Genomic DNA, 14,014 nt, shown 5'->3' with positions numbered 1-14,014 from the left:
GGCCCGCGCCGTGAGCTCAGGCCAGGTCGGCGAGCTTCTCGAAGCGCTCGAGGCGCTCGCGGTAGTAGTCCTGATGGGCGGCGACGGGCTCGACATGGGTGAGCACCGGTGCCTCGGCGACGGGGACGCCGGGAGCGGCCTGCTCGAGCGCCATCACCGCGGCGCCGCGCATGGTCGAGCGCGAGACGGCGACGTGGTCGATCGGGGCGCCCAGCGCATCGGAGAGCAGGTGCAGCCAGCCGGGGATCGCGCCGGTCATGCCGCCGGAGAGCACGATCCGCTCCGGCTCGCCGCCGGCCTCGCGCATCTGATCGGCGATCCGCAGGAACGACAGGGCCACGCCCTCCATCGCCCCGCGCAGCATGTCCTGCCAGGTGGTGGACGCGCCGACGTTCGCGAACATCGCCCGTGAGCTGCCGCGCCACTTGGTGCCGCGCTCCCCGGAGAAGAACGGGACCACCAGCGGGGTGCCGGCAGAGACCGGGGCGGAGAAGAGGGAGGTGGTGTCCGTCTCGGAGACCTCGAAGGGCATCGCCAGCTCGTTGCGGCACCAGTCCAGCACTCGCCCGCAGTCGCTCATCGCGGAGCCGACGAGGGTGCGCTGCTGGTCCACGCGGTAGGCCCACAGTCCGCTGGGCAGGGTGGGGATCTCGGTGGAGAGCAGCTGGCGGATCGCGCCCGAGGTGGCGGTCGAGATGCCCCAGGTGCCCTCGCCGAGCGCGCCGATGCCGAGGTTCGCGGCCAGACCGTCGCCGATCACCGGCAGCCACACCGCGTTCTTCAGCTGCGGGAACTCGGCGGCCAGCGGGGTGCCGCCGACCGGGATCGCGCCCTCGGGATCCAGCGCCGTGCCCATCGCGGAGACGTCGACGCCCACGGCTTCGAGCAGCTCGGGCACGTACTCGCCGGTGCGACGGTCGATCATGCCGGACCAGGCGGCCGAGGCGGTGCCGAGCGCGGGGGTGCCCAGCAGCTTGAACGCCGCGTACTCGCCGAGCGCCATGAAGCGGGTGGCGCGTGCGAAGACGTCCGGCTGGGTCTCGCGCAGCCAGGCCAGGCGCGGCGCGGTGTAGGAGGAGTGCAGGCGTGCGCCGGTGCGTTCGTGGAGGCCCTCCACATCGAGAGTGGCGGCGAGTGCGTCGACCTGGGTGTGGCAGCGGGTGTCCGCGTAGGTGATACAGGGGGTCAGCGCATTGCCGGCGGCGTCGACCGCGATCAGCGAGGAGGCGAAGGTGTCGAAGCCGATCGCGGTCACCTCGCCGGGCAGCGACTCGGTGGTGAGCACGGCGGCGAGGGAGGTGCGGATCTCCTCGACGATCTGGTCTGCGTCGATGGTGCTGGTGCCGTCGTCGGCGACGGTGAACTCGTGTGCTTCCTTGTGGTTCAGCTTTCCGAGCTCACGGCCGGAGACGTCGTAGACCGCGGCGCGGGTGCCGCCGGAGCCGATGTCGATCCCGACGACGAGGGGTCCCTGGGCGTCTTCGGCCGGGATGTTGAAGCGGGGCATGGGGATCTCCTGCGCTCGTCGGGGCCACCTGCACTCGCACGCCAACGATGCGGCGGCTCGGTGGTCGTCGAGCCAGCATACGAGGCGACAGCGGTCCTCGTCTGCGGCTTCGCCATGGGTTGCCACCGGGCGGTGACAGGGAGAAGCCCCGGTGACGGCCGGGCGCCGGGACGGTGCTGCCTCGTCCCGGCACCCGGCTGCCTCGAGAGGGTCAGCGGAGCACCGCCTCCCCGAGGAACTCGCCCTCGGCGCAGCCCGGCGGGATCGCGAAGACCGCCGACCCGATCGGGGCGGTCCACTGGTTCAGCAGGTCCAGCGCGTCCAGACGCTGCTGGATCGGCAGGAACTGGCCCAGCAGATCCGCTTGGAAGGACACGAAGATCTGTCCCGCCGCGGAGATCGTCTCGGAGCCGGCCGGCGGCGCGATGTCGTAGTTGTATGGCCGACGGAAGATCTCTTGATGCTCACCCTCGTCGATGCCGCGCGCTCGCCGCATATGGGAGAACTCCCCGATCACGGGGAACCCATTCACGGAGACCTGCTCGAAGTCCGCCGGGGAGGTCTCCGTGCCGCCGGTCAGTGGTGCGCCGCTGTCCAGCCGGGTTCCAGTGGCCTGCTCGCGGGCAGTGCGGTCCGCCTCGTCCCAGCCGTCCAGATCCATCCTGATCCGCCGGATCACCATCGAGGTGCCGCCTGCGAACGGTCCCTCCTGGATCCACACCACGCGGGAGAAGTGCTCGGAATCGAGGGTGGCGTTCGCACTGCCGTCGAGCTGCCCGAAGAGGTTCCGCATCGTGGTGCCGGGGGCCTGCGTCCCGGGGGAGCGGCGGAACCCCGGCTGCACCCAGCGCACCCGTGTGAAGGCACGGGCGTCCTTGAGCAGCATCCGCGCTGCATGGGAGACGGTCAGCGGGTCCTCCGCCGCGATCTGCAGCAGCAGGTCCCCGCCGGAGAACCTGTCCTCGAGCTGATCGATCCCGAAGGCCGGCAGCGGGACCAGCCACTCCGGGACAGGCCGCTCGGCCCGCTCCATCAGTCCCGGCCCGATGCCGAGGGTGACGGTGAGCGCGGCCGGTTCCGCCGCCATCTCCGGTTCCGTATCCGCGAGCGCCGGCTCACCTCGCGTGAGCCGGGCGGCATCGTCGGTGAGCAGCCGCAGCAGGCGCAGCACTCCCTCCCTATCCACCTCCTCGCGCAGGTCCAGGCTCACGAACGTCGCGGCTGCGGGGGCGGGCGTCGAGATCCCCGCCTGGTGCTCGCCGTGGAAGGGAACGGTCGCCCCGCCGTGCAGGGACGGTGCGGCGGCAGCGGCCGAGGAGGGCGCTGTGGTCCTCTCGCCGTCCCGCAGCGCGCGGTCCACGCCGATCGAGGCCGCGCCCACGCCGAGCGCTCCGACCCCGAGCGAACCTGCGCGCAGCAGGTGGCGACGCCCGAGCCGGGATGCTGAGGGATCCTGCGGGGTCACTCGTCACCTCCGTGCTCGCCGTGCGCGCCGCCGCCATCGGAGGCGCCCGATCCGGAGGAGCCTTCGGGCTCGTAGTGCTCCTGGGCGCCGGCGAAGTCCTTCACGGTGGCGGTGAACGGATGCTCGGTGCCGTCCTCGAACTCCAGGATCAGCTCCACCTCGTCCCCCGGGCGCAGGGCGGCGGTGAGCTCGATGAGCATGAGGTGGTTGCCGCCCGGCTCGAGCAGCAGGTCCCCACCGGCGGGCAGAGCGAAGCCACCCTCCTTCTCCTGCATGCTCATGCCGCCCGAGCCGTCGGCGGTGGTCTCATGCAGCTCCACCCGCGACGCGGCGGCGGTGCGGGCACCGCTCAGCACGAGATCCTGCGCTGTGCCGTTGATGAGCGTGCCGAAGCCGGAGGTCATCCCCTCCTCGGCGGCCTTGACCCAGGGGTCGGTGACGGTGAGCCCTCCAGCGGGACTGGCGCTGCCGTCGGCGGGCCGGTCAGTGCCACCGCCGTCACTGGCGGGAGCGTCGGCGTCCCCAGATTTTGCGGCGCAGGCGGCTAGCGGCAGCAGCAGCGTGGCGAGGGCCGCGCGCCGGGGGAGACGGGCGGACAGCAGAGAGGTACGGGAGCTGGTGGAGGTCGAGAGGGCGTGCGAAGGTGTGCTGCGGGACATGCGAGGTCCTTTCGGAGACGCTCCGCCGGCCGACGGCGATATCCGCGATCGGCAGGGGGCGTGAGGGAGTTCCGGACGGCAGATGCCGTGCGGGTGATCATCCGAAGGGCTGCCTGAGCAGGCAGAGAAGGTGCACCGTCGCCGTGAGGCGGCGGCGCTCAGGCAGCCAGGACCAGCGGTGGGCCTCGTCGCTGCTGCGGCGTGAGCACCGCCCGGCGCACACGCCGCAGAGGAGCGCTCTCCGGCACCGGTCGGGCCGGGCCGGGCAGGACGAGGGTCGGCAGGGTCACCGCATGCGGTGGACGGCCCAGCACGGTCAGGACTGCGTCGACCAGGCCGGCGCAGCGCAGCAGGAAGTCCTCGCCGCGCTGCAGCAGCAGCGTGGTCACCACCGCCGCGGCGAGGTGCCACAGCAGCATCTGCAGATCAGCGTGGCTGCCGTGCAGCGCATGATCGGCGGCCGTGGCCACCCCGTCGGCCCCATGCCCGGCGTGCGACGGCGAGGCCGGGGATCCGGTCCCGCCAGGATCGCCTGCGGTGGCGTGGTGGGCGCCATGGCCCAGGTGGGAGCCGGGCGGAGCGACCAGCGTGATGCTCGGATCCCCCGGGGTGCCCGCGGTGAACAGCCCATGGAACAGCGCCTGGCTGCTGAGCACGGCCACGCCCATCCGCGGCAGCGAGAAACGGGAGCCGGCCAGCACCGTGCAGACGGTCACGGCGAGCCACCACGGCAGCGCCACCCCGAGCCATGACGGCATCGCCCCGCCACCCACCAGGTGGCCACCGAGGGCCACCAGGGTCGCGAGCGAGGCCGCCATGCCCCCGCGCAGCAGGCGCAGGGGGGAGCGGCTCGAGGTCATGCTTCCTATTGTGCCCCTCTAGGCGGCCGGCGCCGTGGGTGGCACGACCATCACCGGGCCCTGCGCCTTGGACAGGACGGCGCGGGAGACCGAGCCCAGCAGGGTGGAGACCACCCGTCCATGCCCGCGAGTGCCGAGCACGGTGAGCTGGGCCGTCTCGGTGGCAGCCAGCAGGGACGGGGCCGGATCCGCCACCAGCGCGGTCCCGCTGATCGTGAGGTCCGGATGGGACTCGCGCAGCGACTCGACGAGGACCTCGAGCTCCTTCGCGAGCTCCTGTCGGTACTTCTCCAGAATGTTGGCGTCGGGGAGCCAGGCCATATAGGCGGTGCCCCAGGCGTCGGGGCGCGGCATCACCGCGAGCAGCTCGAGCGGCGCCTGGCGCAGGCGCGCCGCCGCCACCGCATGCTCCAGCGCGGGCTGGTTGAGCTGGTAGAGGTCCACCCCCGCCACGACGGGAGCAGCGAGCGGCTGCGGGGCGAAGCGCTCGGCGCCGCTCCCGGAGCCGATCTCGTACTGCTCCGGCACCACCACGGTGGGGCAATGGGCATGGGCCGGCAGCGCCGAGGAGACCGAGCCCAGCAGACGGCCGAGGAAGCCGCCCTGGCCCCGGGCGCCGACGACCGCGAGCTGGGCCTGGGCGGACAGCCCTACCAGGACCCCGGCCGCATCGCCGTGCTCGGTGCGCAGATCGACCTCGCCGGGATAGCCGAGCAGGTGCTCCCGCGCCAGCTCGAGCAGCTCCTGGGCCGCGGCGAGGCGGGCGACCGCCGCGGGCACGCTAGGCACCAGGGCGGCGTCTGCATAGGCCATGGTGGGCACCGTATAGGCGGTGACCACTGTCAGCGGGCAGCCCAGGCGCTGAGCGGCGCGCGCCGCATAGAAGAGGGCCCGCACGGAATGGTCCGAGGCGTCGAAGCCGAGCAGCACGCCGAGAGGGCGGGCGCCGGGATCAGCGGGGAGCGGGGACTGTGAGGTGAAGCCGTCGTCGCGCATCGTGACCTCCTGGGCCGGGGGCTTCAGCAGCCGACGACGGTGCCCCCGTCGATGAGTCCGTCACCGGTGATCTCATCGTAGGACCGCAACGTGAGCTATGGGCGGGCCGAAGGTCCGGATCCGCCGGGGTCTACGCTCTGGACATGGACCTGACCTTCACTGCGACCACCGTGGAATGGCGCGGCCCGGCGCCGTTCGTCTTCGCTGCGATTCCTGACGACGAGGCCGACGCGATCGCCGCGATCGCCCGCTCGGCGACCTACGGCTGGGGCTGCATCCCGGTGTCCGCCCGCATCGGGAAGACCGACTTCACCACCTCGCTGTTCCCCCGGGACGGCGGCTACCTGGTGCCGGTCAAGGTTGCCGTCCAACGTGCCGAGCAGGTCGGCGTGGGGGACCTGGTCGAGGTGGCGCTGCACATCGACGTGCGGTGAGCGCAACGCGCCGAGTGCTGCGCCGGCCCTGCGCTGGCCCGGTGGCTGCGCAGGGTGCCGCGGAGGTTCTATACCTCGGGCTGGTCGGGCAGATCGAGCTCCTGTGCGTAGCGGTCCCGCAGCTGCGTCCAGCCGTGCTCGAGGGCGTCGTGGCCCACGATCCGTTCCTGGTCCAGACCGACCAGTCGGGCATCGAGCACGCCGAGGCACACCTGCCAGCCGGCCAGGTAGGTGGGCGCGTACTGCGGGGCGGCGAGCTTCATCATCAGCGTCAGCCGGGCCTCGTCGACCAGCCATTCCAGGACGTCATCGCCCCAGCGGTGGCTCAGCGCATGGCCGCCGGCGGTTGCGAGCACATCGGCGGCGACCGGATCAGCCTCCTGGGTCTCTCGGGCGAGCACCGGGCCGACCTCGGTCAGGGGCCGCTCGGGCACGATCGGCGACCAGGTCGCCAGCAGCGCGGGATCGGTGAGATGCGCCCAGATCTGCTCACCGGTGCCGGCGAGGTCCACCTCGAGGATCACGGCGTCCTCGGTGAGGTCCACTGAGACGGGGAGTTCGGCGATGCGCTGGTCGATGGCGGATGCGTTCACAGGGTGCTCCTTTCGGGCGCCGGGGCAGATGCGACGGCGCAGATCACGTCCCCGCCATTGTCCACCCGCGGGTTCCGGGCGGCGAGGACCTCCGTCACGGGCCTGCCGAGGGACGGTGCTGCCCGCGCGCCGCGGGACTCATGGAGCGCAGACGGCTCGGTGCGCAGACGGCCAGGAGCACATCCAGCCCGGAGCGCATCCAGCCCGGAGCGCAGTCGGTCTAGAGCGCGATGACACCCGGGATCCGGGCCGCGGTCTGGACGGTGAGGGAGCGGATGCGCTCCGTGAGGAAGCGCGCTGCGGGGTTGTCCTCGACAGCACGCCGCACCCGCATCTGCACGCGCCGCGTCGGGGCGGGGGGACGCAGCGGGATCGCCACGATCTCGGCACGCACTTCGGCCGCGATCAGCGAGGGTTGCACGCTCACGTACTCCCCGGTGGCGACGAATCCGGTGACCGCGGGAAAGTCTGAGGGGTTCACCTCCACCGGCGGGGTGAACCCGGCGGCGCGGCAGGCCGCGGCGATCCGGTCGAACCACCAGGAGTCCAGCGGATCGTCGGTGACCCAGCGCAGGTCCGAGAGCTCAGCCAGACCCACCTCGTCACGCTCCGCGAGCGGATGCGAGGCGGCGACGAGCACCGAGTAGACCTCCTCGAGCAGATCGACCTCGCGCCAGTCCGCGCCGAAGGACGGGGTGATGTCGTCGGCCAGCACGATGTCCGCACGACTGCCGGCCTCCTGGACCGAGCAGTCCCTGTACAACAGGTCCAGGGACAGCTCCGGGAACTCCTGCCGCACGTCCCGAGCGAGGACCGGCACCCAGGTGGCGGCCACGGACGTCATATATCCGAAGGTCAGCGAGCCGGTGCGACCGCTGGCGAGCTCGCGCGCGAGCCGCTCCACGGCGGCGAGGGCGTCGAGAGCCGTGCCCGCCTCCTGCGCGATCAGGCGGGCGCCGGCGGTGACGGAGATGCCCCGTCCCGTGCGCTGCAGGAGGGTCACGCCAGTCTCCCTGCCCAGGGAGGACAGGTGCTGACTGACCGCAGAGGGCGTATAGCCGAGCGCCTCCGCACTGGCGCGGACGCTCTCCGTCTCGACGACGGAGCGCAGCACGCGGAGCTTCACGGGATCGAGCATGGGGCGACCCTACCGTCGTTCAGCAGGGCTGAACAGTCGTGCTTGAATCATCGCTTGTCCTGATGACTTCCGGCGCGCAGGATCGAGGCATGACCTCCGCACTGATCGGGCTCGCCCTCATCGTCCTCATCGCCGCTGTCACCGTCGCTCTCGGGGCGCTCTCCCGACTGCTCGCCGCCCGGATCATCGCCCCGCGCTCGCTCGAGAGCACCCCGCTGACGCCACTCGAGCGCATCGCGCTCGGGAACGAGGCGATCGCACGGGATCTGCAGCCCGACGACACTCATCCCGTGGCCCGGGCAGCGGCGCAGATGGCCGCCGGGGACGCCTGGGAGATCAGGGGCGATGGCTCTGCGCCGGAACCGGAGCTCGCCCATCGCTACTTCTTCGCGGCCACGCACGGGCTGCGATGACCCGCAGCTGCGGCTGCGGGGCGGGGGCCGGCCCGTCGGGAGAAGCGTCCCGCGGATAACGTCCGCGCCCTCGGACACCACCCGCGCGCTCGGACACCACCCGTGCCCTCAGACACCACCCGCGCCCGCGGATCTGCAACGCCCCCGCCCACGGGTCGGCAACGCCCTGGCCCACGGATCGGCAACGCCCTGGCCCACGGATCGGCAACGCCCTGGCCCACGGATCGGCAACGCCCCCGCCCAAGGATCGGCCGATTCTGAGCCAGTTTCGGGTCGGAACTGGCTCAGAATCGGACAATCCTGCGGGTGCCGGGCCGATGGCCCACCGGGCCCGGCTCACCGGACCCGGCCCTCGGGCTCGGCTCTTCCGGCGTACTCAGCCCTTCGCAGGGCCGAAGCGGGGTGCGGGGAGCGGGGGTGCGACCGCGGCGGGCTTCTGCGTGAGCAGCGCGAGCGCCTCGGTGATGCCGCGCTCGAGCTGCGGGTCCTCGCCGCCGACCCAGGCGTTCGGCGGCAGCGGCACCTCGATGTCGGGCTCCACGCCGTAGTTCTCGATCGCCCAGTCCTCGCCCTCGAACCAGCTGGCGTACTTCGGCTGGGTGACGCCGGTGCCGTCGACCAGGTCGAAGCGGCCATCGATGCCGATCACCCCGCCCCAGGTGCGGGTGCCGATGATCGGCCCCACCTCCAGAGCGCGCGAGACGGCGTTCACGATGTCGCCGTCGGAGCCTGCCTCCTGGTTCGTCACCAGCACCACCGCGCCGCGCGGCGCGAATGCCGGATAGGTGCCGGGCCGCTGGTGGCGCGGGTAGCCCCAGGACAGCACCCGGCGGGCGATCCGGTCGGTGACCAGCTGCGAGGTGTGGCCGCCGCTGTTGTAGCGCACGTCCACCACCAGGCCCTCCTTGGTGGAGGCCTCGCGCAGGTCACGGTGCATCTGCGCCCAGCCGGAGGAGACCATGTCGGGGATGTGCAGGTAGCCGAGGCGGCCGCCCGAGAGCTCCTCGACCAGTTCCCGACGGGCCGCGACCCAGGCCTGATAGCGCAGCGCGGAGTCGTCGGCCAGAGGCGTGACCGCGACCCGGTGCTCGGCGCCGTCACGCAGCAGCACCAGCTCGGTGGGCTTGTTCGCCGCCCCGACCAGCGCGGCCTCGACCCCTTCGGAGTACACCCGGCGGCCGTCGACGCGGAGCACCGCATCGCCCACCTCGGCGCCCACCCCGGGGGCGAGCAGCGGCGAGCGGGCATCCGGATCGGAGGAGTCGCCCGGCAGGATCCGGGCGATCACCCAGCGCCCGTCCCGCAGCGTGAAGTCCGCACCCAGGTAGGCGGGGAGCATCGGTGGATCGGCCTGGTAGACCCCGCCCTGCACATAGGCGTGCGAGGTGCCCAGCTCGCCCTGGACCTCCCACATCATGTCCTGGAAGTCGTCCTCGGTGACCAGGCGCTCGATCACCGGGTCGTACCAGGAGGTCATCGCGTGCCAGTCCATGCCGTCCATGTCCGCACGCCAGTACTGCTGGGCCATGATCCGGTAGTTGTCCCAGAGCATCCCGCGGCGCTCCTTGACCGGATCGACGTTCAGGCGCATCCGCCCGGTGTCGATGACGACCCGGGCCGGGTCCTCGTCCTCCGCCTTGCGGGTCGAGGGGATCTGCACCCAACTCGTTCCCTGCTTGACGACCAGGCTCTCCCCATCGCCCGAGGCGGAGAGGTCGGTGACGCCCTCAGCGAGGGTGGTGAGCTTGCGGTCGCTGAGGCTCCACCGCTCGAGGGTCGGCGTGGGCGCGTCGCCCTCGACTCCGGCCCGGGTGCTGCCGAGCACGCCCTGCTGCGGGTGCCGCAGCCAGACGAAGCCGTCGCTGACGGCGGTGAGATGCGAGTAGTAGCCGGAGACCACGGGGAACGGGACCAGGCGCGACTCGATGTCCTCGAGCTCGATGCGGGTGCGGGGCGGGCGGCCGGCGTCCTCGGCGCCGGCGGCGCTGTGGGAGGTGGCCGGCTGGGCGGAGGCGGCGGTCGCTGCGGCCTTGCCGGCGCTCGTGACCGCGCCGCTGCCCGTGACGCCGTCGGTCCCGGCGCCATCGGTGCTCGCGCTGTCCTTTCCACCGGGTCCGTCCTTGGCGTCCGGGCCGGGCCCGGCGGGACCCCAGCCGTCGGGGTGCGGGCCGAAGGGATCGGGGGTGGTCCGCTCGAGCGGCAGCAGGAACGGCCGCTCGGCGTTGACGAAGCCGAGATCGAAGACCATGTCGTCATACACCGTTTCGAAGGTGCGCAGGCTCAGCAGCGCGAGATGCTTCCCGTCGGCGCTGAAGGCCGGGGTGGAGTCCTGGTATTTGCCGGAGGTCAGCGCCCGGCCCGTCGGCTCCTGATCCTCGGTGTCCGACAGGATCAGCCGGCTCAGCTCCCAGGAGTTCGGCTCGGCCCACACCAGCCAGCGACCATCCGGTGACCAGGCCAGATCCCGCACCTCGCCGCCGACGGACCGGCCGATCTCGCGCACATGGTCCAGGTGCGGTGCCTCCACCGCCGCCTCGGCATCCTGCTCCCAGGCGGAGGCCGACGGATCCTTCGGCGCGGAGGACGACACCTTCGCCGGATCCTCGATCCCGCGCAGCGTCACCAGACGCACCACATTGTCGTGGGAGGAGATCGCGACCTTCGAACCGTCGGGGGAGGGGATCGCGTGCAGGATGCGGCCGACCTCGCCGAGGTCCAGCCGGATCTCCTCACCGCCGCCGTCCAGCCGTGCGAGGGCCAGCACGTCGGAGCCGACGCCGCCCTGCTCCCGATCCGCGAGCGCCTCCGCATCAGAGACGAACAGGGCGAAGGGGGAGCGGCCCAGCGGACGCACCTCCCGCAGCCGCAGCCCGCAGGTTCCGGCCAGCAGCCGCGAGGGGCCGCCGCGGTGGGTGAGTGCATGGGCGCTGCCCCGCCACTCGACCACGCTCGCCCGGGCGTCGTGCAGCGGGCGCATGGCCAGCAGGTTCTCGCTCGCGGAGGCGGGCCGAGGCAAGCGGGAGGCGCCGACCCCGGAGGCCAGGATCTCGATCTCTCGCGGCTCCGCATCCAGGGAATCCATCGCGAAGAGCCGGCCGCGAGAGCTGAACACGATGGTCTCGCCATCGGTCGCGGGTTCGCGCAGGTAGCCCTCGGCGGAGCTCAATGAGGTGTGGGAGCGCAGGTCAGAGCCGTCCAGCGCGACCGACCAGAGGTTCGCGGAGGCGCGGTCGGTGAGGGCCGCGCCGGGGCCGGGGGTGTCGGAGGCGAACAGCAGCCGGTCGCCGTACCAGGCGATCCGCAGCTTCGAGGCGAGGATCTCGTCCAGCAGCGGTTCCCAGGACCGGCCCGCATGGGCCTTACTCGCGGCGTCCAGCGGGACGTCCTCGTGGGAGACCCAGAGCTTCACCGCGGTGCCGCCCTGGTAGTGCTTCCAGGAGGCCTGGTCGCGGCGCCACGGGGTGGCGACCACGGTGGCGCCGGAGGGGTGGATCGCGACCTCGCCGCTGCGGCCCAGCGGCAGCAGCTCAGTCTCTCCTTCGAGGCTGATCGCCCAGAGCTGCGCATCGCGGGCGATCGGGGCGCTGTAGCTGGTGGTGGCGACGATGCGGCCATCGGGGAGCCAGCCGACGACCTTGGTGCTGGGCCGCCCCCAGTAGGTCAGGCGGCGCGGGGCGGTGTCGCCCTCGACGCTGATCACCCACACCTCCGGGCCGCCGGAGGTGCGGGAGGTGTAGGCGATGTGGTCGCCGTCGGGCGAGAAGCGGGGGTAGCTGACGGGTGCGCCCTCGTCGGTCAGCCGCCAGGCGCGGCCGCCGGCCAGCGGAGCCAGCCACACATCGTTGGCGGCGGTGAAGGTGACGGTGTCGCCCCGGACATCGGGGTGGCGGAGATAAGCGGCATGGGCAGGCGTCGTCGACATGGGGTCAACCCTATGTCCGCCGACGGTCATGCCGCACAGGAATTCGGGGCGGGAGCGAGCTCGGGCTGGCGCGCGCCGGGCGGGGCCGGGAGGGTGCCGTCACCCCAGGAGCCTTCAGTCCAGGGCGCTCGCGATGACGGAGTCGGCTCGGTGCAGGGAGACGGCGAGCTCCGCACGGGTCACGCCTTCCTCTCCTGCCCAGTCGATCGCGGCGAAGGAGTCCGGGGTCATCCCGGCGGCGGCGAGCCAGGCCACGTCCGGCAGCGCCGAGCCGGGGTCCTCCGTCAGCGGCAGCGAGACCTCCGCCGAGGCATCCCAGGTGACGCCCACCCCGGCGAGCGCCGGACGCATCAGCGCCGCGAGCATCATCGCCGTGCAGTCCCGGGTGGCGGGCGAGTCCGGATGCACCCGCAGCTCCGCATCGCCCCACAGGGCGCCCCGGCCATGGAGCCAGAGCACCGCGGAGACGCGCGCGGGATCCTCGCCCAGGTCCGTGAAGAGGGTGGGGACAGTCCCGAGATCCACCGCGGGGGAGCCTGCGAGACGATGGAGGGCGAGGGCGATATCCCCTCGCGTGACCTCGGTGTCGGGGGCGTACTCGGCGAGCGACAGGGCCGGCTGCACTCCGGTCTCGTGGGCCCAGCGGATCGCGGCGGCTGCGGGGGAGCCGCCAGCGACATCCTCGAACAGAGGATCCGCGGCGGTGCCCGGGCCGGGGACGCTCTGCGCGGAGCCGGCCGACAGCGCCTCCGGCGCCCCGCGGCGCAGCAGGGTCCCTGCGGTCGCGGGCACCACGACGGCGGCCGCAGCCCCGGCGAGCAGCAGCGTGCGGCGCCCGGCACGGCGGTGCGCGGGTCGCGTGGGCTCCGGCGGCAGGGACTCCGGGAGCAGGGACTCCGGTGGGGTGGGGACCGGCTGCGCCGGCAATGGCTGGGCCTGCGACGGCTGCGCCTGCGCCTGTACCTGTACCTGCACCTGCGCCTGCCGCGGAGTCGCTCCCGGACGCCCTGCCTGCAGGCGCGGCGGGGACGGTCGCCTCACAGCCATCTCAGCTCCCGCATCCGCTGGATGATCGCCCAGCTCACAGCAAGGTTCCCCCAGCCGTTGAGATGGATTCCGTCCGGGGCGCACAGATCCGACGTCACGATCTGCTGCTCGATCGCACCCTGGGTGGTGGCCTGCTCGAGCAGGCGCAGCGGGGCCAGAGGCGGGCAGCTGAGCCCCTCCTCGGAGGTGAGCAGGCCGCCGAGGTCCAGGAAGTGTGCGCCATAGCGGCGCTGCTGCTCCTCGTTGACCTGCGTGACCGCCTCTGCAGTCGCGGAGCCGACCGGGTCGAAGGAGGTCGGCCACTGCCCGAGCACCAGCGTGTCCTGCGCGGGATCCGCTGCGGCATCCCACATCCGCTGGGTGTCCGCGAGCACGCCCGTCACATCCATGATGTTGTTCTTGCCCATCCACAGCACCTGCCGGGATCCCTCCGCGACCGCCGCGAGGGCGGAGCGGAAGACGCCGTGACCAGTGGTGCGGCCGGGCTGATCGGGAAGGAAGTCCCAGCTGCCGCCGGTGCCGTCGAGCAGTCCGGGGACTCCATCAACGTCGCCGGGGATCGTGAGCGGACCCGCGGGGCTCAGGCCGGAGTCGAGCGCGACGGCGACCGCACCGGTGCTCGCGGCAGGTTCGCCGAGGGGACGCAGCTGCGGGGTGTCCAGACCGCGCATCAGCAGGGTGTGGGCGGAGCGGGTGGCGCCCACCCCGTAGCCGTGCACCACGGCGGGGGCCGCTGCGAGGACGAGGTGCTCATGGATCCGCACTGTCAACGGAGTGTCGGCGTCCCCACCCTCCGAGCTCATCGAGGAGGAGCCCCACAGGGTCAGCGGCCGGGCATCCAGCTCGGGAGCGAGCAGTCGCCGGGAGGCTTCCGTGCCGGTGACGGCCGGGGTGGCTTCAGCGGGAACGGGTGCAGCAGGTGCGGCCAGGGCGGCGGCGAACTGCGGCGGGGGCATCGTGATCCTTCACGGTGGTGCTGG

Annotated in this window: 12 protein-coding genes; 2 read left to right on the top strand and 10 right to left on the bottom strand. The window is 72.5% G+C overall.

Annotation, left to right across the window (positions count from 1 at the left end; translation table 11 throughout):
* Nucleotides 1–16: 16 nt before the first annotated feature.
* The 5 genes from ABD893_RS01750 to ABD893_RS01730 form a co-directional block, all read right to left on the bottom strand.
* Nucleotides 17–1,507 (bottom strand): gluconokinase, encoded by a 1,491-nt coding sequence (locus ABD893_RS01750; RefSeq protein WP_345075799.1) that lies wholly within the window; start codon nt 1,505–1,507, stop codon nt 17–19.
* Between the two features lie 211 nt (nt 1,508–1,718).
* Nucleotides 1,719–2,972 (bottom strand): Dyp-type peroxidase, encoded by a 1,254-nt coding sequence (locus tag ABD893_RS01745; protein ID WP_345075798.1) that lies wholly within the window; start codon nt 2,970–2,972, stop codon nt 1,719–1,721.
* Complete coding sequence (locus ABD893_RS01740; RefSeq protein WP_345075797.1) at nt 2,969–3,631, bottom strand: copper chaperone PCu(A)C; 663 nt, start codon at nt 3,629–3,631, stop codon at nt 2,969–2,971. Before ABD893_RS01740 ends, ABD893_RS01745 begins: the two co-directional genes overlap by 4 nt.
* A 158-nt stretch (nt 3,632–3,789) precedes the next feature.
* Nucleotides 3,790–4,491, bottom strand: coding sequence for a hypothetical protein (locus tag ABD893_RS01735; RefSeq protein WP_345075796.1), 702 nt, complete (start codon nt 4,489–4,491; stop codon nt 3,790–3,792).
* An 18-nt stretch (nt 4,492–4,509) separates the two neighbouring features.
* Nucleotides 4,510–5,487 (bottom strand): universal stress protein, encoded by a 978-nt coding sequence (locus tag ABD893_RS01730; RefSeq protein WP_345075795.1) that lies wholly within the window; start codon nt 5,485–5,487, stop codon nt 4,510–4,512.
* Between the two features lie 143 nt (nt 5,488–5,630).
* On the opposite strand from ABD893_RS01730, the gene ABD893_RS01725 reads away from it, so the two are divergent.
* A complete protein-coding gene (locus ABD893_RS01725) occupies nt 5,631–5,921 on the top strand; it encodes a DUF1905 domain-containing protein (protein ID WP_345075794.1) in 291 nt (96 codons plus the stop codon).
* 68 nt (nt 5,922–5,989) lie between these two features.
* Here ABD893_RS01725 and ABD893_RS01720 read toward each other — a convergent pair whose 3' ends face one another.
* Both ABD893_RS01720 and ABD893_RS01715 read right to left on the bottom strand, forming a co-directional pair.
* Nucleotides 5,990–6,514 (bottom strand): SRPBCC family protein, encoded by a 525-nt coding sequence (locus tag ABD893_RS01720; RefSeq protein ID WP_345075793.1) that lies wholly within the window; start codon nt 6,512–6,514, stop codon nt 5,990–5,992.
* 220 nt (nt 6,515–6,734) lie between these two features.
* On the bottom strand, nt 6,735–7,652 hold the full coding sequence (locus ABD893_RS01715; protein ID WP_345075792.1) for a LysR family transcriptional regulator: 918 nt from the start codon (nt 7,650–7,652) through the stop codon (nt 6,735–6,737).
* Between the two features lie 89 nt (nt 7,653–7,741).
* Here ABD893_RS01715 and ABD893_RS01710 point away from each other — a divergent pair, with 89 nt between their 5' ends.
* Entirely contained in the window at nt 7,742–8,065 is a 324-nt protein-coding gene (locus tag ABD893_RS01710; protein WP_345075791.1) for a hypothetical protein, read from the top strand.
* A gap of 376 nt (nt 8,066–8,441) precedes the next feature.
* Here ABD893_RS01710 and ABD893_RS01705 read toward each other — a convergent pair whose 3' ends face one another.
* The 3 genes from ABD893_RS01705 to ABD893_RS01695 form a co-directional block, all read right to left on the bottom strand.
* Nucleotides 8,442–11,987: a S41 family peptidase gene (locus ABD893_RS01705; RefSeq protein ID WP_345075790.1), complete on the bottom strand. Its 3,546-nt coding sequence runs from the start codon at nt 11,985–11,987 to the stop codon at nt 8,442–8,444.
* A gap of 114 nt (nt 11,988–12,101) precedes the next feature.
* Nucleotides 12,102–12,962, bottom strand: a complete 861-nt coding sequence (locus ABD893_RS01700; RefSeq protein WP_345075789.1) for a hypothetical protein — start codon at nt 12,960–12,962, stop codon at nt 12,102–12,104.
* A 62-nt stretch (nt 12,963–13,024) separates the two neighbouring features.
* Nucleotides 13,025–13,990, bottom strand: coding sequence for a hypothetical protein (locus tag ABD893_RS01695; protein ID WP_345075788.1), 966 nt, complete (start codon nt 13,988–13,990; stop codon nt 13,025–13,027).
* Nucleotides 13,991–14,014 lie beyond the last annotated feature (24 nt).

Origin of the sequence: Brachybacterium paraconglomeratum (genome assembly GCF_039541415.1) — a bacterium.
GTDB lineage: Bacteria > Actinomycetota > Actinomycetes > Actinomycetales > Dermabacteraceae > Brachybacterium > Brachybacterium paraconglomeratum_A.
This window is presented reverse-complemented; position numbering and strand designations above follow the sequence as displayed.